Origin of the sequence: Streptomyces sp. 8N616, from assembly GCF_052246385.1 — a bacterium.
Lineage (GTDB): Bacteria > Actinomycetota > Actinomycetes > Streptomycetales > Streptomycetaceae > Streptomyces.
The window spans coordinates 15770-37985 of sequence record NZ_JBQQBY010000023.1; the positions used below are offsets into that span (position 1 = coordinate 15770).

16 protein-coding genes are annotated in these 22216 nt (G+C 73.2%); 13 read left to right on the top strand and 3 right to left on the bottom strand.

Going from position 1 to position 22216, the window contains the following annotated elements:
- Positions 1 to 23: 23 nt before the first annotated feature.
- Positions 24 to 785 carry a hypothetical protein gene (locus ACTWQC_RS21470; RefSeq protein WP_443317389.1) on the bottom strand — a complete coding sequence of 254 codons (762 nt, stop codon included), beginning with the start codon at positions 783 to 785 and terminating at the stop codon, positions 24 to 26.
- Between the two features lie 251 nt (positions 786 to 1036).
- Between ACTWQC_RS21470 and ACTWQC_RS21475 the strand changes: the two genes are divergently transcribed.
- The 7 genes from ACTWQC_RS21475 (at position 1037) to ACTWQC_RS21505 (ending at position 9715) form a co-directional block, all read left to right on the top strand.
- Complete coding sequence (locus ACTWQC_RS21475) at positions 1037 to 2692, top strand: FAD-binding dehydrogenase (RefSeq protein ID WP_443317484.1); 1656 nt, start codon at positions 1037 to 1039, stop codon at positions 2690 to 2692.
- 284 nt (positions 2693 to 2976) lie between these two features.
- A complete protein-coding gene (locus tag ACTWQC_RS21480; RefSeq protein WP_443317390.1) occupies positions 2977 to 3927 on the top strand; it encodes a hypothetical protein in 951 nt (316 codons plus the stop codon).
- An 88-nt stretch (positions 3928 to 4015) separates the two neighbouring features.
- Positions 4016 to 5563 carry an APC family permease gene (locus ACTWQC_RS21485; RefSeq protein WP_443317391.1) on the top strand — a complete coding sequence of 516 codons (1548 nt, stop codon included), beginning with the start codon at positions 4016 to 4018 and terminating at the stop codon, positions 5561 to 5563.
- Between the two features lie 255 nt (positions 5564 to 5818).
- Positions 5819 to 6172, top strand: coding sequence for a copper amine oxidase (locus ACTWQC_RS21490; protein WP_443317485.1), 354 nt, complete (start codon positions 5819 to 5821; stop codon positions 6170 to 6172).
- 64 nt (positions 6173 to 6236) lie between these two features.
- On the top strand, positions 6237 to 6992 hold the full coding sequence (locus ACTWQC_RS21495; protein WP_443317392.1) for a molybdopterin-dependent oxidoreductase: 756 nt from the start codon (positions 6237 to 6239) through the stop codon (positions 6990 to 6992).
- The gene (locus ACTWQC_RS21500) at positions 6976 to 7749 is read left to right on the top strand and encodes a cytochrome b/b6 domain-containing protein (protein WP_443317393.1); all 774 of its coding nucleotides are present in this window, start codon (positions 6976 to 6978) and stop codon (positions 7747 to 7749) included. Before ACTWQC_RS21495 ends, ACTWQC_RS21500 begins: the two co-directional genes overlap by 17 nt.
- 127 nt (positions 7750 to 7876) lie before the next feature.
- Complete coding sequence (locus ACTWQC_RS21505; protein ID WP_443317394.1) at positions 7877 to 9715, top strand: AMP-dependent synthetase/ligase; 1839 nt, start codon at positions 7877 to 7879, stop codon at positions 9713 to 9715.
- A 27-nt stretch (positions 9716 to 9742) separates the two neighbouring features.
- Here ACTWQC_RS21505 and ACTWQC_RS21510 read toward each other — a convergent pair whose 3' ends face one another.
- Together ACTWQC_RS21510 and ACTWQC_RS21515 are read right to left on the bottom strand one after the other, a co-directional pair.
- Positions 9743 to 12115 (bottom strand): phosphoketolase family protein, encoded by a 2373-nt coding sequence (locus ACTWQC_RS21510; RefSeq protein WP_443317395.1) that lies wholly within the window; start codon positions 12113 to 12115, stop codon positions 9743 to 9745.
- Positions 12116 to 12230: 115 nt separating this feature from the next.
- Positions 12231 to 12650, bottom strand: coding sequence for a chaplin (locus ACTWQC_RS21515; RefSeq protein WP_443317396.1), 420 nt, complete (start codon positions 12648 to 12650; stop codon positions 12231 to 12233).
- Positions 12651 to 13173: 523 nt separating this feature from the next.
- Here ACTWQC_RS21515 and ACTWQC_RS21520 point away from each other — a divergent pair.
- From ACTWQC_RS21520 to ACTWQC_RS21545, 6 genes are all read left to right on the top strand, one after another.
- The gene (locus ACTWQC_RS21520) at positions 13174 to 14268 is read left to right on the top strand and encodes a hypothetical protein (protein WP_443317397.1); all 1095 of its coding nucleotides are present in this window, start codon (positions 13174 to 13176) and stop codon (positions 14266 to 14268) included.
- Between the two features lie 83 nt (positions 14269 to 14351).
- Entirely contained in the window at positions 14352 to 15602 is a 1251-nt protein-coding gene (locus tag ACTWQC_RS21525; protein WP_443317398.1) for a glycosyltransferase, read from the top strand.
- Complete coding sequence (locus ACTWQC_RS21530; RefSeq protein ID WP_443317399.1) at positions 15599 to 17290, top strand: exopolysaccharide biosynthesis polyprenyl glycosylphosphotransferase; 1692 nt, start codon at positions 15599 to 15601, stop codon at positions 17288 to 17290. The genes ACTWQC_RS21525 and ACTWQC_RS21530 overlap by 4 nt, the downstream gene beginning before the upstream one ends.
- Positions 17291 to 17292: 2 nt before the next feature.
- Entirely contained in the window at positions 17293 to 18882 is a 1590-nt protein-coding gene (locus ACTWQC_RS21535) for an O-antigen ligase family protein (protein ID WP_443317400.1), read from the top strand.
- A complete protein-coding gene (locus ACTWQC_RS21540) occupies positions 18879 to 21461 on the top strand; it encodes a lipid II flippase MurJ (protein WP_443317401.1) in 2583 nt (860 codons plus the stop codon). Before ACTWQC_RS21535 ends, ACTWQC_RS21540 begins: the two co-directional genes overlap by 4 nt.
- Positions 21451 to 22200, top strand: coding sequence for a polysaccharide deacetylase family protein (locus tag ACTWQC_RS21545; RefSeq protein ID WP_443317402.1), 750 nt, complete (start codon positions 21451 to 21453; stop codon positions 22198 to 22200). Before ACTWQC_RS21540 ends, ACTWQC_RS21545 begins: the two co-directional genes overlap by 11 nt.
- Positions 22201 to 22216 lie beyond the last annotated feature (16 nt).

The window sequence follows — 22216 nt, forward strand, 5'->3', positions numbered from 1 at the left end:
GCGGCCGGAGCCGCGGTGCCCGGTTAGTCGTCCTCGGCCTCGTCCGCGTGCTCCTGCCGGGCGGCCGTGCCTCGGGTGCGGTGTTCGCCACCCGCCCGCCCCATATAGGGAGGGCGGGTGAGAATTCCGGCGCGCAGCGCGGCCATGCGCCGCAAGGTGGCAGGGCGCCGCGTGGCCGCGCGCGCCGACATGGCGCTCGGCCAGCGCGTCAGGGAAGCCAGTCGTGGGCGCGGCCTGGAGTCGGACGGCGTCCCGGTGGTCCAGCGCACCGGCACGCGGCCCACGTCCGCACCGCCCCTGCCCGCGGCGCGGTCGGACGCGCTCCCCACCTGGGCCGCTCGCCGCGCGTCACGCGGGGCCCGGCGGGCGGCTGTCCGGCCCTCGCCGGTGGTGGGCGATGCCGCCTGCGGGGCGGAGGAACCGGCGCCTCGCACGGGCGCCGCGGCGACATCGGAGGGGCCCTGGGGCTCGGGCAGTACGAGCAGCAGCGCCGAGGCCACCGCCACGGCCGAGACCATCACGGCCTCCGCCGCGCGCCTCCGCCCGTAAGCCCGCCCGTACGGCCGTCCGTAATCCCGCCCGTACGGCCGTCCGTAACCCCGCCTGTACGGTCGTCCGTAACCGCGCCCGGCTCCGCCGCGGGCCCGCCCCGGCCGGAGAACCTCCCCCTCGATGACCGCCGCGGTCCCCGCCCGCCCCGGCTCGAGGGGCTGCGGGGCGGGGATCACCCGCGTCGGGCGCAGCACGCGCCGCCGCTGCTCAGGTGCACGCTCAGCCTCAGCCATGCGCCAGGATGATTCACAGAGCGCCGACCACTGTCCAGTCCCCCAAATCACCAACTCCCGCTCATTCACAGAGAGTTGAGCCCAGTGGCCTGCGTTTCCACAGCCCACGGCCCCGCCCCACGAACGGTGGACACCGTCGTTCAACAGGTTGACGCCGTGTACAACTGTCCAGAAGATCGTACGCAGCGGTAACGGCCGCGCACCTGTCGCGCTTCGACGAGGCGCCCTCCGGCGAGGATGGAACGATGGCGATGGCGTACGACGCTGATGTGATCGTGATCGGGGCAGGTCTCGCGGGTCTGGCGGCCACCGCGGAACTCGCCGACGCCGGCCGCCGCGTCATCCTCCTCGACCAGGAGCCCGAAGCCTCGCTCGGCGGCCAGGCCCACTGGTCCTTCGGCGGGCTCTTCTTCGTCGACTCGCCCGAGCAGCGCCGTATGCGCATCCGCGACAGCCACGACCTCGCCTGGCAGGACTGGCTGGGCACGGCCGCCTTCGACCGCGAGGAGGATCACTGGCCGCGCCGCTGGGCCGAGGCCTACGTGGACTTCGCCTCGGGGGAGAAGCGGGCCTGGCTCCGCGCCCAGGGCGTGCGGATCTTCCCGGTCGTCGGCTGGGCCGAGCGCGGCGGCTACGAAGCCACCGGGCACGGCAACTCCGTACCCCGCTTCCACATCACCTGGGGCACGGGCCCCGGCCTCGTCGCGCCCTTCGAGCGGCGGGTGCGCGCCGCGGCCGAGCGCGGACTGGTGGAGCTGCGCTTCCGGCACCGGGTCACCGGCCTCTCGCGCACGGCGGGCACGGTGGACACCGTGACCGGCGAGGTCCTGGCGCCCAGCGGCGCCGCACGCGGCACCGCGAGCAGCCGCGAGGTCACCGGCTCCTTCGAACTGCGCGCCCAGGCCGTGATCGTCACCTCCGGCGGCATCGGCGGCAACCACGACCTCGTACGCCGCAACTGGCCCGAGCGCCTCGGTACACCCCCGGAGCGGATGCTCTCCGGCGTGCCCGCGCACGTGGACGGCGAGATGCTCGGCGTCGTCGAGTCCGCGGGCGGTCGGCTGATCAACCGCGACCGGATGTGGCACTACACCGAGGGCATCGAGAACTGGAACCCGATCTGGGCCAAGCACGGGATACGCATTCTGCCGGGCCCCTCCTCGTTGTGGCTCGACGCGCGCGGGCAGCGGCTCCCGGTGCCGCTGTTCCCGGGCTTCGACACCCTCGGCACGCTCGAGCACATCATGAAGACCGGCTACGACTACACGTGGTTCGTCCTCGACCAGCGCATCATCGGCAAGGAGTTCGCGCTGTCCGGCTCCGAGCAGAACCCCGATCTGACGGGACGCAGCATCCGCGACGTGATCGGCCGGGCGCGCGCCGACGTGCCGGGCCCGGTCAGGGCGTTCATGGACAACGGTGTCGACTTCGTCGTCGAGAAGGACCTCTCCGCACTCGTCCGGGGCATGAACGCCCTCACCAAGGAGCCGCTGATCGACGAGGCGGAGCTGCGCCGCGAGATCACCGCGCGCGACCGGGAGATCGCCAACCCGTTCACCAAGGATCTTCAGGTCATGGCCATCCGCGGCACCCGCAAGTACCTCGGCGACAAGCTCATCCGTACCGCGGCCCCGCACCGCATCCTCGACCCCAAGGCCGGACCGCTGATCGCCGTACGGCTGCACATCCTGACCCGTAAGTTCCTTGGCGGGCTGGAGACCGATCTGTCGTCCCGGGTGCTGGGCGAGGGCGGCGATCCGCTGGCCGGCGTCTACGCGGCGGGGGAGGCGGCGGGATTCGGCGGCGGGGGAGTGCACGGCTACCGCTCGCTCGAGGGCACCTTCCTCGGTGGCTGCCTCTTCTCCGGGCGTACGGCGGGCAGGGCGGCGGCGAAGGCCGTCGGGTAGCCCCGACTGCCACCGGTCCAGACCAGGTGTCGGTTCGGCACGTGGCGCAAAGAGCCTGGTCGTGGTCGGGGGATGAGTCCAACATTGCCGGAAATGACATGGAGTTGCGGAGCTTATGGGGTTCCTTTCCGGCCTTGACGCGGAGCGGTGACTACCGGTTTGCTGTGCGTGATCATTGGCCATTGGTGGGGCGTGACCAACCCCGCCGGATGCGACCGTCGTTATCGGGCAGGACGCCCCCGCAGGGGCAGAAAGTGGCGTGCCGCCGTGGAGGAAGCTCGCGGATGACTCCCCCTCCGCCTCCCCTCGGCCGATCTCGGCACAGGGACGGCCTGAGCTTCGACCCCGCACTCGACGACACCGCGCTCGCGAGTGCGCGCGATTCGCTCGCCCAGGGCAGATGGGCCGAGACCCGGTTGCTGCTCGCCCAGACCGGTGACGACTGGGACCGCCGCGGGCACCGTATCGTCGTCCTCGCCGAGAGCCCCACGAGCGCTGCCTGGGCCGAGGAATGGCAGCTGGCCGAGCCCGACAGCGCCGCCGCCGCAACGCTGTTGGCCTGCGCCACCGTCTTCCGGGCGCTGCGCGGCAAGGCGAGCCGGGACGCCGCGCGCGCGGCGTGCCGGGCCGCGGCGCGCATGGCGCCCGCCGATCCGACACCCTGGCTCGCCCTGCTGATCCTCGCCCGCCGCACCGGCACCGACGACGAGCGGCTCCAGGTCTTCGACCAGGTGCGCGGCCGCCATCGCGATCACCACCACGCCCACCATCTGATGACGGCCTGCCTGGCGGAGCGTCAGCAGGGCGAGGGCGACGACCCGTTCCACGAGGTGTACGACTTCGCGTACTGGGCCGCGGAGCAGGCCCCCGCGGACTCGCCGCTCGCCGTGCTGCCCGTGGTCGCGCACACCGAGCGCTACCGCGTCCTGGCCGAGGCCGGGATCGAGCCCGCCGACCCCGCGCGGTCCCGGCACTGGACGACCCGCAGGGCCCGGCAGGCGATGAAGGCCGCCTTCGACTGGTGGCTCGAGTGGGAGGGCGAGGATCACCCCCGCAACAAGGTCGACCTCAACTACCTCGCCCACGCGAAGGTTTACGAGGGGCGGACGGCCGAGGCCGCCGCCCTGTTCAACCGGATCGGGCCGTACGTCACCACCGCACCCTGGTCCTATCCGGACCGCGATCCGAGGAAAGCTTTCCGCACCGCGCGCCGCGCCGCGCTCGGCTCCTCGTAGCGCCCGCGACGCACCGCCCCGCGCACCACCCAGCACCACACCGCACCACCCCCGCCCCCACCCACCTCCAGGGAAGGACATCCCCGCCATGCTGACGGGCAACAGCACCGAGATCAGCACGTTCAAAGGCCAGGACAGAGCGCTGCGCGCCGACCGGATCGGGATGGCAGGGCTCCTGCTGTCGGTGCTCGCGGCCAGCGCGCCCCTGATGGTGGTGGCCGGCGTCATGCCCACCACATTCGCGGTGATGGGCATCGTCGGGCAGCCGCTGCTGTTCGTCATCCTCGGCGTCGTGCTGGCGCTCTTCGCCTTCGGCTACGCCGAGATGAGCCGTCATGTGCACAACGCCGGTGCCTTCACCGCGTACATCGCCCGCGGCCTCGGCGGAACCGCGGGCGCCGGGGCCTCCGTCGTCGCTCTGGTCGCCTACAGCGCCATGCAGGTCGGTGTCTTCGGCATCTTCGGCTTCGAGATATCGGCGCTGCTCGCCGAGCACTTCGACGTCACCGTCGCCTGGTGGATCCCGGGCCTCGCGGGCGTGGCGCTCATCGGCGTACTCGGCTGGCTGAAGATCGACCTCAACGTCAGGGTGCTCGGTGTGCTGCTGCTCATCGAGGTCGCCATGGTCCTGATCTTCGACATCGCCGCGCTCGCCGACCCGGCCTCCGAGGGCCTGTCCGCGCACGCCTTCAACCCCGAGACGCTGTCCGGCGCCGGGCTCGGCACCGCCCTGGTGTTCTGCATCGCCAGCTTCGTCGGATTCGAGCAGCCCCCCGTCTACGCCGAGGAGACCAGCCGCCCCCAGGTCCTCGTCGCCCGGGCCACGCTCCTCGTCGTCGCCTTCGCCGCCGTCTTCTTCGCGCTCGGCTCCTGGGCGCTCACCGTCGCCGCGGGACCGTCCGACGTCGTCGCCGCGTCGCAGAAACAGGGCCCCGGGCTGCTCTTCTCCCTCACCGAGGCCAGGCTCGGCGCCGGATTCACCGACGCACTCCACCTCTTCTTCGTCACCGGCATGTTCGCCTGCCTGCTCAGCTTCCACAACGTCGTCGCCCGGTACGCCTTCGCCATGGGCCGCGAGGGCCTGCTGCCCTCCCCTTTCGGCCGCACCAACCGGGCCAGCGGCGCCCCCGCCTACGGCTCGCTGCTGCAGACCGCCGTGTCCCTGATCGTCGTCGTGGCGTTCGCGGTCGGCGACGACAAGCCGGCCGGTGACCCCACAGCGCCCGTACTGCAGTTGTTCACCTGGGGAGGCAACGTCGGTGCGCTCGGCGTGATCGTCCTCCTCGCGACCACCTCCTTCGCCGTCATCGCCTTCTTCGTCCGCCGCGGTGCCGCCCGCGTCCAGGCCTGGCGCATCGCCTCCTCCGCCGTCGCCGGAACTGCCCTGGTCGTGATCGCCGTGTACGCGGTGAAGGACTTCGACGTGCTGCTGGGCGCCGACCCCGGCTCCTCGCTCAGCTGGATCCTGCCCGGCATCATCGGGGCCGCCGTGGTCCTCGGCGTCGCCCTCGGCCTCGTCCTGCGCGCCGCCAAGCCCGAGGTGCATGCCCGTATCGGCCTGGGCAACCAGGCGTTCCAGCTGGAGAAGGCCGCGGAGTCCGCTTCCGCGAAGGGCGCACCCACGACCGGGGCATGATGGTGGGCGCTCGCGGCGCGCCGCGGACGGCGGGCCCGCGTCCTGCCTCATCCGAACCGCCTCCGTCCGAACCGCCCTCCGAACCGCCTCCGTCCGAACCGCCCTCCGAACCGCCTCCGTCCGAACCGCCTCCGGGCCGCCGGACCGTCACTTCACCGTGAACGACGGTCCGACGGCCCGTGGGCGGCGACATCACCCCAAGGACTCGCCCACCGCGATGGCGACCCCGCCGTACGCCGGGTCCGGGTCACGCTGCTGGAGACCGGCCCCGGCAACCCGGCGGGCAACGCCTTTACCGTGCGCGCCACGCCGATCGCCGAGAGCGCGGACGGCGGCCGCCTCGCGGACCCCTTGGCGGGGCGCCGTTGGCGGGTTCATCAATCCCGGCTCCCTGAACCGGATGGGCAAGCCCGTCGCGTACACCCTCATACCGGACCCCCCCATCCCGTACTGCTCGCTCAGCCGGACTCGGACGTGGCGAAGCGCGTGGTGTACGGCACCAAGCACCTGTGGGTGACGCGCGGGTGGCCCGATCGCCGCTACCCGGCGGGCGACTACCCGAACCCACCCGTTCCGCCCCGCGGAACGAATGCCCACCACCCGGTATGACGGAAGTCTGACGGCTGCCCGTGGCCACTGGCCCCGCGCAGCCATTGAGTGCTCGAATCATGGGGTGGACCCTGAAGAAGAACCCACCGCCGCCGAAGAACGCCCCGCGGCCGACGGCCGCGGCGCGCCCGTCGGCCGCCGCATCGTCCTCGGCATGCTCGGCCTCGGCGCAGCCGGCATCGCAGCCGGACCGTATCTCCAGGACCGGCTCGACTCCGTCCTGGGCGCCGCCGCCGAGAAGGACCCCACGGGCGTGACCGGGCTGTTCCCCGGCAGCGGAGGCTTCCGCTACTACTCCGTCGCCTCCTCCGTCGCCCACCGCGGCGAGCGGGACTACCGCCTGACCGTCGGCGGACTCGTCGAACGCCCCGCCGCCTACACGCTCGCCGAGCTCCGCGCCCAGCCCCAGGACCGGCTGGTCCGCGACGTCCAGTGCGTCACCGGCTGGCGCGTGCCCGGCACGCCCTTCGAGGGCGTACGGCTGTCCCGGCTGCTCGACGCGGCGGGCGTACGGCCCGGGGCCACCGCCGTCCGCTTCACCTGCTTCGACGGCACGTACAGCGAGAGCCTCACCCTCGAACAGGCCCGCCGCTCCGACGTCCTGGTCGCCCTGCGCATGCAGGACAAGCCGCTCACCCACGCGCACGGCGGCCCGGCCCGGCTGTACGCCGCCCCCATGTACTTCTACAAGTCGGCGAAGTGGCTCTCCGGCATCGAGCTCACGCGCGCGGTGCGGCCCGGTTACTGGGAGCTGCGCGGGTACGACGTCGACGCCTGGGTCGGCCGGTCGAACGGACGCGACGATGCCCCCACTGCCTGACCAGCCGGAGACCGAGAAGACCGAGGCCGGGACCGCGAGCGGGGCCGGGACCGCGACCGGGACCGCGGCCGGGACCAAGACCGCGACCGCGATCGGACGCCCCGCCGTACGCGTCCGCCGCTTCACCCGCGCCGAGCGCTGGGTCCACCGCGCCACCGCCGCCCTCATGGGCCTCTGCATCCTCACCGCGGGCTGCCTCTACCTGCCCTCCCTCGCCGAACTCGTCGGCCGCCGCGCCCTGGTGGTCACCGTCCACGAGTGGTCCGGGCTGCTGCTCCCCGCGCCCTTCCTGCTCGGCCTCGCCTCCCGCGCGTTCCGGTCCGACCTGCGCTTCCTGGGCCGGTTCGGCCCGCACGACCGGCGCTGGCTGCGCGCCGCGCTGCGCCGCGACCACCGCCCCTCGGCTCGCCCGGCGGGAAAGTTCAATGCCGGACAGAAGCTCTACGCCGCGTACGCCGCGGGCGCCGTCCTCGTCATGCTCGGCACGGGACTGCTGATGTGGTTCACCGGGCTGGCGCCTCTGGTCTGGCGCACCGGAGCGACATTCGTCCACGACTGGCTCGCGCTCGCCCTCGGCGCCGTGGTCTGCGGGCACATCGGGATGGCGCTCTCCGATCCGGAGGCCCGCCGCGGTCTGCGCACCGGAACCGTCGACCGCCGGTGGGCCGCCCGCGAGCACCCTCTGTGGCGCCCGCCGGCCGGTCCGGACCCGGAAGCAGAGCCCGGCCCAGGACCGCAAGGTGTCGAACCCACATAGTTGCGCCGCGAGTTGTGTCCCGGCATCTATGCAGCAGACCAACCAGCCGGTAGCTTGCCCTCTCGGCCACTTACTCGGCACAGCACGGATCGCCCGGCAGGTGCCCGGGCAGGGGGGGAGGTGCGGTGTGCGCGAACTCGGCCTTCCTCCCCTGGTGGAGCCCCTGAAGTCGGGAGGCCTCGCCGACGCGGTGTACGAGAACGCCGACCGCAGCCCGGCCCTGCCCCAGTTCTCCCGGCGCGAGGACCCCGCATCCCCCGAGTGGACCCCCGTCACGGCGGCCGCGTTCCGGCAGGAGGTGCTGGACGTCGCCAAGGGCCTCGTCGCCGAGGGCATCCGCTTCGGCGACCGGGTCGCGCTGATGTCCCGCACCCGCTACGAGTGGACCCTGTTCAGCTTCGCCGTCTGGTCCATCGGCGCCCAGCTGGTCCCGGTCTACCCCACCTCTTCCTCGGAACAGGTGCACTGGATGCTCTACGACTCGAAGGCCGCCGCCATCGTCGTCGAGCACGAGGATCACGTCATGACGGTCGGGGCCGTGTGCGACGGCCTGCCCCTCCGCCGCATCTGGCAGCTGAACGCGGGCTGCGTAAGGGAACTGACCGAGCAGGGGCGCGGGGTCCCGGATGCGCTGGTGCTGGGCCGGCGGGCGTCCGTACGCCCCCAGCTGGCCGCCGCCATCACGTACACCTCGGGAACCACCGGCAGGCCCAAGGGCTGCGTGATCACCCACAGCAACCTCGCGGTCGACTGCGACACGCTCCTCGCCGGCTGGAGCTCCCTGCTGGCCGAGCCCGGCGAGCAGCCCTCCGTCCTCGCCTTCCTCCCCCTCTCGCACATCTACGGCCTGATGATGCAGGTCGCCTGCGTGCGCGGCGGCGTCCGTCTCGGTCACCAGCCCGACATCACCGCCGATGCGCTGCTCCCCTCCCTCAGAACCTTCCGGCCGACCTTCATCTACGCAGTGCCGTACGTCTTCGAGAAGATCTACAACCGGGCGCGCAGAAGCGCGGAGGAGGCCGGCCGGCTGCAGCTGTTCGACCGGGCGGTCGAGGCGGCGGTGCGCTATGCGGAGGCCGTGGAGCGGCGGGGCCTGGGCACCGGAGCGGGCCCGACGCCCTCGCTCCGGGTCCAGCACGCGCTCTACGAGCGGTCGGTCTACGAGGGCATGCGGGCGGTCCTCGGCGGCCGCGCCCGGTACGCGATGTGCGCCGGGTCGCCGCTCGACCGGAACCTGGGACTGCTGTTCGCGGGCATCGGAATCACCATCTACGACGGGTACGGGCTCACCGAGTCCTCGGGAGGAGTGACGGCCCAGCCGCTGGGCCGCGTCAAGTTCGGCACCGTCGGCCGCCCGCTGCCCGGATGCTCGATCCGTATCGCCTGGGACGGGGAGATCCTGGTGCGGGGTGACCAGGTCTTCGCCGGCTACCTCGACGACCGGACCGGTACGGAGGCGGTGCTGCGCGACGGCTGGCTCCACACCGGCGACGTCGGATCCCTCGACGACGAGGGCTATCTGACGATCACGGGGCGCAAGAACGACATCATCAAAACCAGCGGTGGGAAGAGCGTCGCCCCGGCGGTGCTGGAGGAACGGCTGCGGGCGAACCCGCTGGTCTCGCGGTGCCTGGTGGTGGGCGACAACCGGCCGTTCATCAGCGCGCTGATCACCCTGGACCCCGAGGCCCTCGATCACTGGAAGCGGCTGCACCGCAAGCAGGGCCTGGACATCCGGGCGCTGACGGCGGACGAGGAGCTACGCGAGGAGATCCAGCGCGCGGTGCTGGCGGCGAACACCGCGGTCTCGCGGGCCGAGTCCATCCGCGCCTTCCGGATCCTGCCCGCCGAGTTCAGCGCGTCGGAAGGCCTCATGACGCCGTCGCTGAAGCTGCGGCGCGCCGCCATCGTGAAGGCCTACGCGCGGGAGATCAACGAGCTGTACGCGGCCCGCCCGGCCAAGTGAGCGACCGCGGAAGAGGGGAGGGGAGCTTCAGCCCGACCAGGTCCACTCGGCAACCTCGGGCAGGTCCGTGCCGTGCTCCCTGACCCACGTGTGGTGGCGGGCGCGGGCGTCCTCCATGGCCTGCCGTACGCCGATGGCGCGCACGCCCAGGCCCGGGACGCGGTCGATGACGTCCATGACGAGCCGGTAGCGGTCCAGGTCGTTGCGGACCACCATGTCGAACGGCGTGGTCGTGGTGCCCGACTCCTTGTAGCCCCGCACGTGCAGATGCGGATGCCCGGCCCGGCGGTAGGCCAGGCGGTGGATCAGCCACGGGTAGCCGTGGTACGCGAAGATCACCGGCCGGTCGCGGGTGAACAGCGCGTCGTACTCCGCGTCCGGCATCCCGTGCGGGTGCTCCTCCCGCGGCATCAGCGTCGTCATGTCGACCACGTTGACCACGCGGACGCCCAGGTCGGGCAGGTGGTGCCGGAGCAGGTTGGCGGCGGCCAGCACCTCCTGGGTCGGCACGTCCCCGGCCGCCGCGAGCACCACGTCCGGCTCCCGGCCGGTGTGCTCGCTGCCCGCCCACTCCCACGCGCCCGCGCCGCGCGCGCAGTGGGCGCGCGCGTCGTCCAGAGAGAGCCAGTCGAAGCAGGGCTGCTTGCCGGCCACGACGACGTTCACATAGTCGCGGGTGTGCAGCACGTGTTCGGCCACCGACAGCAGGGTGTTGGTGTCCGGCGGCAGATAGACCCGTACGACGCCGGGGCTCTTGTTGAGGACGTGGTCGACGAAGCCGGGGTCCTGGTGCGAGAAGCCGTTGTGGTCCTGCCGCCAGACGTGCGAGGTGAGGAGGTAGTTGAGCGAGGCGACCGGCCGCCGCCAGGTCAGTTCCCGCGAGGTCTTCAGCCACTTGACGTGCTGGGAGACCATCGAGTCGACGATGTGCACGAAGGCCTCGTAGCTGGCGAACAGGCCGTGCCGGCCCGTCAGCAGATAGCCCTCGAGCCAGCCCTGGCACAGGTGCTCCGAGAGGACCTCCATCACCCGGCCGTCGCGCGCCAGGTGCTCGTCGCCCTCGACGGTCTCGGCCTGCCACGCCTTGCCCGTGGCGTCATACACCGCGTCCAGCCGGTTCGAGGCGGTCTCGTCGGGACCGAAGAGACGGAAGTCCCGGCGCTCCGCGGTGTCGGTCATGATGCGGGCGAGCACGCCGCCCAGGATCCGGGTGGGCTCGTGGAGGGCGGCGCCGGGCTTGCCGACGTGCACGGCGAACTCCTCCAGGCGCGGGGTCGGCAGCTCGCGCAGCCGCAGCCCGCCGTTGGTGTGCGGATTGGCACCCAATCTGGCGTCCCCCTCGGGCACGCACGCGAGCACCTCCCGCCGCGGCCGGCCCCGGTCGTCGAAGAGCTCCTCAGGCCGGTACGAGCGCAGCCACCGCTCCAGCTGCCTCAGGTGCTCAGGGTTCTCGCGGACGGCCGCCAGCGGGACCTGGTGGGAGCGCCAGGTGCCCTCCACGGCCTGCCCGTCCACCTCCGCGGGACCGGTCCAGCCCTTGGGCGTACGGAGCACGATGACGGGCCAGCGCGGCCGCTCGGCCGCGCCCTCCTCCCGGGCCGCCCGCTGGATGCCGGCGATCCGGTCCAGGGCTCGGTCCATGGCCAGGGCCATCGCCCGGTGGACCTGGAGCGGGTCGCTGCCCGCGACGTGGACCGGCTCGTGGCCGTACCCGCGCAGCAGCTCGTCCAGCTCCCGCTCGGGGAGGCGGGCGAGGACGGCGGGGTTGGCGATCTTGTAGCCGTTGAGGTGCAGGATGGGCAGGACCGCGCCGTCATGGACCGGGTCGAGGAACTTGTTGGAGTGCCAGGACCCGGCGAGCGGCCCGGTCTCCGCCTCGCCGTCGCCGATCACGCAGGCCACCAGCAGCCCGGGGTTGTCCAGCGCGGCGCCGTACGCGTGGGCGAGCGAGTAGCCGAGCTCCCCGCCCTCGTGGATCGAGCCGGGGACCTCGGGCGCCACGTGGCTGGGGATGCCGCCGGGGAAGGAGAACTGGCGGAACAGCCTGGCCATGCCCTCGGCGTCCCGCCCGACGTCCGGATACGTCTCCGAGTAGCTGCCCTCGAGCCAGGAGTTGGCGACCACCGCCGGGCCGCCGTGCCCCGGGCCCCAGACACAGATCGCGTCCAGGCCACGGTCCCTGATGACCCGGTTGAGGTGCGTGTAGACCAGGTTCAGCCCGGGGGTGGTCCCCCAGTGGCCGAGCAGCCGCGGCTTGATGTGCTGGGCAACGAGCGGCTCGCGCAGCAGCGGGTTGCCCAGCAGGTAGATCTGCCCGGCGGAGAGGTAGTTGGCGGCCCGCCAGTGGGTGTCCAGAGCCGCCAGCTCCTGATCGGTCGGTTCGGGGCGGTCGGTGGTCATCGGCCCTCCTCGCAAATCCGCGGATCCGGTACGGGTTCCACGGCACCGTGACGTCATGCGGGCGGGGCCGCCGGAGTGCCTCCGGCGGCCCCGCAAGTGATGTACGGCCGGCGAGTCAGTGGTGGTATCTGCGGTTGTCGTGGTCGTCGTCGTGGTGCTCGTCGTGGTCGTCGATGGAGGCGCCGTTGACGCAGACGTTGCCGATCGACGGGTTGAAGAAGCTGAGGCCGCTATTGAACGTGTTGCCGCAGACGTTGATCGGAATGTTGATGGGGACCTGGACGATGTTGCCGCTCAGGAAGCCGCCGGAACCGACGGTGGTCGCTTCGGCGCTGGCGCTGTTGCCGACGTTCCCGTAGTCGTCGTCATCGTTGTATTCGTCGTGGTCCTTGTGGCCGTTGTGGTGCTTGCCGTAGTGCTTGCCGTGGTCCTTCTTCCAGCCGCCGTCGTCGTAGGCCATTGCGGCACCCGCGCCGCCCATGACGAGTGCGCAGCTCGCGACGGTCAGCGTGGCAGCCCTGGCGATTCGCTTCATCACCATTTTCCTTTCGGGTTGGGAATGGTGTTTTTCCCCGTACGGTCCGATCCGATCATCGTTTCACCACATGGTCACCCGATGAGATCATTCGGGGGGCTTTGCCAATCATGCACACGAAACTTCCCGCTCGGCGCGGGGAGTTCTGCTATTCGGGGGGCGACGGGAGAGTGTGCGCGCCTTTTGTCGGCCGACCGGATGACGCGGGTAAGGCCCGTTCGAGTCAGGAGGAAGTGCCGACCGGAGTGCGCCGTCGACCTCGCGCCCCGAGTTCGGAGTGGCCGGGGTGCGGCACGCGATCAGGGCCCATTCGGCGCAATCCAACTGGTCGTCAACAGGCCCGGGAATGTAATGAGTGCAGCCGGGCTGCGCTGCGCACATCGCGTATTCGACAGGTGCCGGCGCCGAGTCCGAATGGATGACTACACGCTCGGCGTATTCGTGCGCGTCTCACGTGATTTGGGGCATAGCTATCTGCGATGGTCTGGGCCGGAAGTATTTTGCGGAAATCGGAGGAGCAGTCATGCAGGTTTCCCTGGGCCGAGGCGGCCGAGGCGTCCTGTGCGCGATGTCGTCCGTGGCCGTGACGATCGCGCTGCCGCAGTCCGTGGCTGTTCCAGCCGGCAAGGAGGAGTCGCAGGTCCCTTTCGTCGAGCGCTACCGGGCCGTCCAGCGCGGCGGAATCGCCAGGGCCGCCAATGCCTCGGCCACGTGCGAGACCCCGGTCAGCAAGACCGCCATGCCCTGCGACCAGGTGCAGCGCGGTGGCGCCGGCAGCAATGACCACTACGAGATGACGTATATCGACGTCGACAAGGACGCCAACACCTACAATTCCAGCCGGGCCGAACTGCACCTGCCCAAAGGCGCCACCGTCACGTACGCCCGTCTCTACTGGGGCGGGAATCTGCTGGCCGCCGAACAGAAACCGGCCAAGGACAACCACCGGGTCCTCTTCGCGGAGCCGGGCGGCCAATACAAGGAAGTCCTCGCCGACTCCACCATCGGGCACCGCACGGCCGACGGCTCCGACGCCTACGCGGCCTCGGCCGACGTCACCGACATCGTGCGGTACGCCAGCCCTGGTGCTTACACGGTCGGCCAGATCAACATCGCCAAGGGCCACTCCGACCCGGGAACGTACGGCGGCTGGGCCCTGGTCGTCGCCTACGCCGACCCGAGCGCCCCGATGCGCACGCTCGCGCTCTGGGACGGCTTCGAGACCTTGACGCCCGAGCGCCGCGAACACTTCCTGGACATCGACGACCTGCACGTCCCCGCGAAGGGCAAGGGCGGTCTCGGTGTCGTCGCCTACGACGGCGACCGCGGCTTCGGCAGCAACGCGCTCGCCGTCGCCGCCGGCTCCGCCGAGCCCGTCCCGCTGCTCGATGCCGCCAACCCCGCCGACGACGCCATGAACTCGACCATCAGTGACCACGGGCGGTCCACTCCAGGCAGGCAGCCCGCGCACATGAACACCCTGGGCTTCGACTCCGACGTCTTCGACCTGCAACCGGCCCTCGCCGCGGGCGCCGAGCACCTCAGGGTCGGCTTCGGCACCCAGGAGGAGGGCTACCACCTCGGCGCCCTCTTCCTCCAGGCCGACGCCCGCCCCTGAGACGAGGGCGCGGCGAGTACCCCCGGCGGCGGCCGTCGCCGGAGCTTGACGTTCCCATCCGGTCCGTGTACGGGGAGCAACGCGTGCCGCAACACAAGCGTGAAGGACGCCGGTTGACGGTGCTGCACATCTCCCAGCCCGTCGACGGCGGCGTCGCCCGGGTCGTCACCGACCTGGTGCGCAGCCAGACCCGGGCGGGCCTGCACGCCCTGGTCGCCTGCCCGCCAGGCGGTGCGCTGGGCGAGGCGGCCGCGGCGGCGGGCGCGTCCGTACTGCGCTGGCCGGCCCGCAGGGAACCGGGACCGCACCTTCCGCTGGAGACCCTGCGACTCGCCCGTCTGATCCGGCGCACCGGCCCGGACCTCGTGCACGCCCACAGCGCCAAGGCCGGGCTCGTCGCCCGGCTCGCCGTACGCGGCCGCATCCCCACCGTCTTCCAGCCGCACGCCTGGTCCTTCGAGGCCGTCGGCGGGACAGCCGCGGAACTCGCCCTGTACTGGGAGCGGTTCGCCGCCCGCTGGGCCGCGCGCCTGCTGTGCGTCAGCGAGGACGAGCGGCAGCGCGGCCGGGACGCCGGGGTGACGGGCCGCTGGGCCGTGATCCGCAACGGCGTCGACACCGAGCACTTCCGTCCGGCCGACCGGGCGGCCGGGGAACGCGCCAGGGCCGGGCTCACCGCGCTGCGTGAACTGCCCCGGCAAGCACCGCTGGTGGTGTGCGTTGGACGGCTCTGCCGGCAGAAGGGCCAGGATGTGCTGCTGCGTGCCTGGCCCTCCGTGGCCGCCGCGGTGCCCGGCGCCGTACTCGCCCTCGTAGGGGACGGGCCCGCCCGGGACGAGCTGCGGGGGGCCGCGCCGCCGCGGGTCCTGTTCGCCGGGGAGACGGCGGAGCCGGCCGCCTGGTACGCGGCCGCGGACCTGGTCGTCCTGCCATCCCGCTGGGAGGGCATGGCGCTCGCCCCGCTGGAGGCCATGGCCTGCGGCAGGCCCGTGGTCGTGACCGGCGTGACCGGTGCGCGCGAGAGCCTGCCGCCGGGACACGCCGACCGCTGCCTCGTACCACCGGAGGACCCGGAGGCCCTCGCGCGGGCCGTGACCGCGCTCCTGCTCGGCCCCGGGCTGCGCGACACCTTCGGGCGGCAGGCGCAGGAGCACGTACGCGACAGCCATGACGTACGGCGGACGGCCGCGGCCGTCGCGCGCCTGTACCGCGAACTGCTCGGCCCGGACCCCGCCGGCAACGGCCCGCCGGACTGTGCGGCACCGCACGCACGCCCCGGCCCCGTCGACCGACCCGGCCCGACCCCCGAGAGCAGGGAGCACAGCAGGCGATGACCACGGAGAACGCAGGGGTGCCCAGTCCCGGGCGGGTGGTTTCCCTGCTGGGGGACACGACCCGCCCGGCCTCGCCCGTCTTCGCACCGCTCCGCCCGTTCCGCGGCCCGGCACCGGCCGGGCAGCGGAACGCCCCGCTGGTCGGGCGCCTCGGCGCCGCGCTCGCCGCCGCGGACTGCCTCGCGGCCGTGGCCGCCGCGGTCCTGCTCGGCGAGGCGGGGCGGGCGGCCGCGGCCCTCGGGCCCTCGCTCGCGGTCCAGCTGGTGCTGGGTGCGCGCGGCGGCCTCTACCGGCCCGGGCCGATGACGACCGCCCTCGACGAACTGCCGCGGCTGCTGGGGCACTCCGCGGTCGCCTGGTGCGCGGCGACGGCCGTCCTGGCGGGCATCCGGCCGCCGGCGGCGCCCGGCTGGTCCCTGCTGCTGGGCGTCGTGGCGGTGAACGTCGTGCTGGTGTGCCTGGGCCGAGCCGCGCTGCACGCCGTACGGCGGAGGCGGAGGCGGAGGCGGCCGCACTCGACGCTGGTCGTGGGCGGCGATCCGGCGGGGCGCCGGGTTGCCGCGGCTCTCCACGAGCATCCCGAGTACGGGATGTGCCTGGTCGGACTGGTCTCGCGCGCCCCCGGCACCGGCACCGGCCCCGCCACCGCACCCGAGCACGATCCCGCCGCCGACCGCGACCCGGCCGGGGACCCGGATCTCGACGGCGAGCTGGAGCGTGAGTTGGGGCGAGAGCTGGATCGCGAACTCGATAGCGAGCTGGATCGCGAGTTGGATCGCGGGCTGGATCGCGAGCTTGACCGCGGGCTGGAACGTGAGCTCGACGCCGCCCCGCCGGGTGTTCCCGAACTCCCCGTGCCCGTCCTCGTCGCCCACGAGGACATCGCCCGGGCCGTCATCCAGAACGCCGTACAGGACGCGGTCTTCACCCGCAGCCCCTGGGACGACCCCCAGGACGCCGCGCTCGTCCGGCTCTTCGCCGAGCTGGGCTGCGCGCTGTGGCTGGTGCACGGCGAGCCCGCGGCCGACGCGGGCCCCCGGCGCCCCGGCGGTCCCGACCACATCTGGGGCTTCGCCTGTCTGCGCCTGGACTCGCCGCCCCGCCACCGCCTCGCCATCCTCGGCAAGCGCATCCTCGACATCGCCGTCGCCACGGTCGCACTGCTCCTCTCCGCACCCGTCATGCTGGCCTGCGCCATCGCCGTACGCTGGTCGGACGGCCCCGGGGTGATCTTCCGTCAGGAGCGGATCGGCATGGCGGGGCGGCCGTTCACGGTGCTGAAGTTCCGCACGCTCCGGCCGGCCGACGAGCACGAGTCCGCGACGCGGTGGAACGTCGCGGACGACGAGCGGATGAGCGGCGTCGGCCACCTGCTGCGCCGTACCTCGCTCGACGAGCTGCCGCAGCTGTGGAACGTGCTGCGCGGCGACATGAGCCTCGTCGGACCCCGGCCGGAACGCCCCTATTTCGTAGGGAAGTTCAGCGCCACCCACCCGGGTTATGCGGCGCGCCACCGGATGCCCGTGGGCATCACAGGGCTGGCCCAGATCCACGGCCTGCGCGGGGACACCTCGATCGAGGACCGGGCCCGGTTCGACAACCACTACATCGAGACCTGGTCGCTCTGGCAGGACGTACGGATCCTGCTGCGCACCGCGGGCTCCCTCATCCGGAGCGGGGGCAGCTGACCATGACGACGCTGCCGATCCTGTTCCATCCGGTACGGGCCGGGCTCGCCCGCGGGTGGCGGACGCTGCCCGTCGCCGCCGTCGTCCTGCTGCTCTGTGTGCCCATCGGGCCGGACAGGCAGCCTCCGCGCCTCTCGGTCGCGGACGGCGCCTCGGCCGTACTGGTGGTCGTCTGCGTGGTCGTCCTGCTGCGCGACCGGCGGCGGCTGCTGAGCCGGGCGGGCGCCGCCGTGCTGGCCGCGCCCGCGATCGGGTTCGCCGTGGCGACGGCCGCCTCCCAGGACCCGGTGGCGAGCGTGACCGGATTCGTGCGCTACGCGCAGGTCTTCGTCCTCGTACCGGCCGCGACGGCGCTGCTCCTGCGGTCCCGCCGCGACTTCCGGTGGGTGGCGGGCGCCGTCGTGGCGGCGGCGCTGGCGCAGGGTGCGCTCGGCGTGTACCAGTACGTCAGCGGCACCGGCGCCTCGTACGCGGGACAGCGGATCCGGGCTGTCGGCACCTTCGGACCGGTGGACGTGATGGGCATGGCGACCGTCGTCGCCTGCGGCGCCGTCCTCGCGCTGGCGATGGGGCTCGGCGCGCCCGCGCGTGCGCCGCGGTGGGTGCGGCCCGCCGCGGTGGCCTGTGCCGGGCTGCTGCTGGTGCCGCTGGTCTTCTCCTTCAGCCGCGGGTCCTGGCTCTCCATGGCGGTCGCGGCCGCCGTGGTGCTCCTGCTCGTGGGGCTGCGCACCGCGATGACCGCGCTGGCCGTGTTCCTCGCCGTCCTTGTCGTGCTGGTCGGTGGAGCCGGGGTGGGCAGCGCCCTCATCAGCGAGCGGCTGAGCAGCATCACTCAGGTGACCGACGCGCCGGACCGGTCCGTCACCGACCGGTACGCGCTGTGGGCCGCGGCGGCTTCCATCTGGCGCGACGAGCCGGTCACGGGAGTCGGCATCAAGGGCTTCCCCGCACACCGTGACGGGCACGCGTCGCTGGGCCTGTCGTCCGGGAGCGACACGGAGGGCGCGGGTCAGGAGTTCCGGCGCGAGCCGCTGCTCTCGCCGCACAACATGTATCTGCTCGTGCTGAGCGAGCAGGGACTGGTCGGTATCACGGCGGTTGTGGGCAGCTGGTCGGCCCTGGTCGTCCTCGGCCTCCGCAGGCTTCGGCGGGCCCGCCGGGCCGGATGGCCCGTGGACTGCGGGCTGGCTGCGATGGGCCTGCTGGCCTATCTGTTCGCGGACTTCCTGTACGGCGACATCGGCGGGCCTTCGACCGTGCTCACCGGCGTCATGTTGGGCCTGGCCGCGTGGTGGGCGCTCTTGCCCGCGGCTCTGGCTCCATCGGGCGCGGGGGCTGGGCGCGTTGGGCCGGCTGCGGGGGATGGGCGGTCTGCGAGGGATGGGCGTGCTGCGGGGGATGGACGGTCTGCGAGGAATGGGCGGGCGGTACGGGCCGCGCAGGCCCCGGCTGTTCCCCCGGCTCCGCCGGCGGCGGCCGGCGCACGGGCGGTGAGGCCCGCGGCGACGGTGAAGACGGCCCCGGCGATGAAGACCGCGCCGACGGCGGGGCGCGCCGCCGTCCGGCCCGACGATGTGGCGGACGGCCGATGAGCGACGCGCCGACCGTGCCGCAGTCGACGACCGGGCGGCCGCCGGAAACGGTGGCCGGCCCGGCGAAGTCCGCGACGGCGGGCCCGGCGAAGTCGGCGACGGCGGGCCTGACGACGGGCGCGGAGCCGAGCGCGACGACGGGCTCGACGACGGGCTCGGAATCGGGCTCGACGTCGGGTGTGGGCTCCGGTGCTCCGCAGCGCGGCGGTCCCGAGCGGTTCATCGCCAGGGCCGCGGCCGTCACGGCGGTCCTCACCGCGGCCGGTGCTCTTCTCGGGCTCGTGCGCGACCAGTTGGTGGCGCACCTCTTCGGCGCGGACGGGGAGACGGACGCCTTTCTGGTGGCCTGGACGGTGCCGGAGGTCGCGGCGACGCTCCTCATCGAGGACGCCATGGCCCTGGTGATGATCCCGGCCTTCAGCCTGGCGCTCTCCCGGCGGGCGTCCGCTGGTACGAGCGCCCATGCGCGTGCCGATTCGGGCGGCGACGCGGACCGGGACGCCCGCGGGGACGTGGGCATGGGTCGGGATGCGGGCCCGGACGTGGGTCGGGACAGGGGCCCGGACCCCGTCGGGCGGCTCGTGGCCTCGACCGCGCCCCGGCTGTTCCTCGCCCTGGCCTGCTGCGCGGGGCTGCTGGCCGCGGCCGCGCCCCGGGTCGTACGCCTGCTCGCGCCGGGCCTGGCGGACCCGGCTCTCGCCGTGGACTGCACCCGGCTCACTGCTGTCACGGTCCTCACCTTCGGCATCGCCGGATACTTCAGCGCGGCGCTCCGCGCCCACCGGCGCTTCCTGCCCCCGGCGGCGATCTACGTGGCGTACAACGTGGGCATCATCGCCACCGTGCTGGCCGTGAACGGCCTGTGGGGCGTACGGGCCGCCGCTGCCGGGGTCGCCGTGGGCAGCGCGCTGATGGTGCTGGTGCAACTGCCCGCGTTCCTGCGGCGCCTGCCCGGCAGGCAGCGCCGCGGTCGGGCGACGACGCCCGCCGCCACGAAGCCCTGCGCCTCCCGCGCGGCGGACGCGCCGGCCCTCGGGAACCCCGCCACTGCGGCGGACGTCTCCGGCGCCGCGGACGACCCGGACGCCCGTTTCGGCACCGGCACGCAACAGGCCCGCCGCCCGGCGACCGGCTCGGGCGTCGCGGAGGGTTCGAGCGCCGCGGCTCTCCGTATCCCGGATGGCCCCCGCCTGAACCGCCGCTGCCGCACGGACGATGGACCCCGCGCGGTGGACGGCGCCCCTCCGGCGGGCGGCTCGGGCATCGCGGAGGGGCCAGGCGCCGAGAGCTCCCGCATCCCGGGCGGGTTCCGCCCTGCGGACGGTCCCCGCGTGGATGATCAGTCCTGCGCCGCGGACAGTGCGGGAACTCCCGACCGCGGTTCCCGCGCGGATGACCGGTCCGGTACCGGGGATGGCGGCCCTCCGGTGGGCGGCTCGGGCGTCGCGGAGGGGTCGGGCGCCGAGAGCTCCCGCATCCCGGGCGGATCGCGCCCCGCGGACGGCCCCTGCGCCGATGACCGGTCCTGCGCCGCGGACGGCACCGCTCGCGTGGATGATCGGTCCCGCGCCGGGGATGGCGTTCGTCCGGCGGGTGGGTCCCGCGTCGCGGGACGGGCCCATCGCGACGATGGCCTTCGGCCGACTGGCCGTGCCCGCGCGGCCGTCGGCCCTCGTTCCGCCCGCCCGGCAGGGGCACCCGCAGGGCTTGCCGTCCTGGCCGTGCTCGCGCCCGTTGCCCTCTTCGCGCTCGCGCGCCAGGCGCAGGTTCTCGTCGAGCGCTACCTCGGCTCATCCCTCCCCGCCGGGGCGATCTCCCACCTGAACTACGCGCAGAAAGTCGCCCAAGTCCCCATGACCCTCTCCCTCATGGTCGTGACCGTGACCTTTCCCCTGGTCGCCCGCGCCATGGCCGACGGCGAGAAGGAGCGGGCCCGGCGGCGGGTCGAGCGGGATCTGACCGTCGCCGGGCTGCTGGTGCTGGTCGGCGCCGCGTATGTCATCGCGTACGCCCCCCAGCTCATCGAACTACTCTTCCAGCGCGGCGCCTTCGATGCCCAGGACACCGCCGCCACCGCATCCGTCATGCGCGTGTACGCGCTCGGCCTGCTCGGCCACAGCCTCACCGGTGCCCTCATCCGGCCCTTCTTCTCTGCCGCCCGGCCCACCTGGGACCCGGCGGCCGCCATGGCCGTCGGCCTGCTGATCACCATCGTCGCCGCCAAGGCCGCCATCGCGCACTGGGGCGTCCACGGCATCGCCGCGGCCAATGCCGCGGGTATCACGGTCACCGCGCTGCTCCTGCTCCGCGGCCTGGGCAAGCAGGGCATCGCCGTCGACGTCCGCCGCGTGACCGCCGGTCTCGCACGGCTCGCCCTCGCCGCCGGTGCCGCCGTGGCTGCCGGCTGGGCCGCCGCACCCCTCGTCCCCTCCACCCCCGGCACGGCCGCGGCCGGCTGCCTGATCGTCCCGGCTGCTTTCGCCGCCGCGGCGTTCGCCGTACGGGCGCCCGAAGTCCCCCTGCTGCTCCCCCCGCTGATCTCGTCCGCGAAACGGAAGCTCCTGCGACATGCCCGCTGATGAACCCTGGCTGCTGATGTACCACTCCGTGACCGGATACACGGAGGACCCCTACCGGATCACCGTCACCCCGGACCGGCTGCGCCGCCAGCTGCGCTGGCTGGCGGGCCGCGGCCTGCGCGGGGTCGGCGTGGCGGAGCTGCTGCGCGAGCGGGCCGCCGGGCGCGGGTCCCGCCTGGTCGGCCTCACCTTCGACGACGGCTACACCGACTTCACCGAGAACGCCGTCCCGCTGCTGCGGGAACAGGGCTTCACCGCAACGGTGTTCGTCCTGCCGGGACAGCTCGGCGGCGACAACGCCTGGGACCCGCTCGGCCCTCGCAAACCCCTGCTCACCGAGGACGGCATCCGCGCCGCGGCCGCCGCGGGCATGGAGATCGGCTCCCACGGCATGTTCCACGTGTCCCTCCCCGAGGCCGACGGGAACACGCTGCGGCAGGAGACCGCCCGCAGCCGCGAGCTGCTCCAGGAGATCACCGGCCGTACGGTGGACGGCTACTGCTACGCGTACGGCCATGTCGACGCCCGCGCCGTCGCCGCCGTCCGCTCGGCGGGATACGACTACGCCTGCGCCATCGACCCCGGCCCGCTCACCGGCCGGTTCGCCCTGCCCCGTATCCACGTCGGCGACCGCGACACCTCCCTGCGGCTGACCGTCAAGCGGCTGCTGCACCCCGTACGCCGCCGCGCCATGCCCGGGGAGGGGAGCGCCACGCCGCTCGCCGGAGCCGGCCGATGAGGGTGCCGGGGAGGGC

Excerpts from the sequence above, each read along its gene's own strand:
- ACTWQC_RS21535 (WP_443317400.1), top strand. The coding sequence starts at position 17,293 with ATGACGACGCTGCCGATCCTGTTCCATCCGGTACGGGCCGGGCTCGCC.
- ACTWQC_RS21515 (WP_443317396.1), bottom strand. The coding sequence starts at position 12,650 with ATGAAGCGAATCGCCAGGGCTGCCACGCTGACCGTCGCGAGCTGCGCA.
- ACTWQC_RS21520 (WP_443317397.1), top strand. The coding sequence starts at position 13,174 with ATGCAGGTTTCCCTGGGCCGAGGCGGCCGAGGCGTCCTGTGCGCGATG.
- ACTWQC_RS21475 (WP_443317484.1), top strand. The coding sequence starts at position 1,037 with ATGGCGTACGACGCTGATGTGATCGTGATCGGGGCAGGTCTCGCGGGT.
- ACTWQC_RS21510 (WP_443317395.1), bottom strand. The coding sequence starts at position 12,115 with ATGACCACCGACCGCCCCGAACCGACCGATCAGGAGCTGGCGGCTCTG.
- ACTWQC_RS21470 (WP_443317389.1), bottom strand. The coding sequence starts at position 785 with ATGGCTGAGGCTGAGCGTGCACCTGAGCAGCGGCGGCGCGTGCTGCGC.
- ACTWQC_RS21545 (WP_443317402.1), top strand. The coding sequence starts at position 21,451 with ATGCCCGCTGATGAACCCTGGCTGCTGATGTACCACTCCGTGACCGGA.
- ACTWQC_RS21485 (WP_443317391.1), top strand. The coding sequence starts at position 4,016 with ATGCTGACGGGCAACAGCACCGAGATCAGCACGTTCAAAGGCCAGGAC.
- ACTWQC_RS21540 (WP_443317401.1), top strand. The coding sequence starts at position 18,879 with ATGAGCGACGCGCCGACCGTGCCGCAGTCGACGACCGGGCGGCCGCCG.
- ACTWQC_RS21530 (WP_443317399.1), top strand. The coding sequence starts at position 15,599 with ATGACCACGGAGAACGCAGGGGTGCCCAGTCCCGGGCGGGTGGTTTCC.
- ACTWQC_RS21500 (WP_443317393.1), top strand. The coding sequence starts at position 6,976 with ATGCCCCCACTGCCTGACCAGCCGGAGACCGAGAAGACCGAGGCCGGG.
- ACTWQC_RS21480 (WP_443317390.1), top strand. The coding sequence starts at position 2,977 with ATGACTCCCCCTCCGCCTCCCCTCGGCCGATCTCGGCACAGGGACGGC.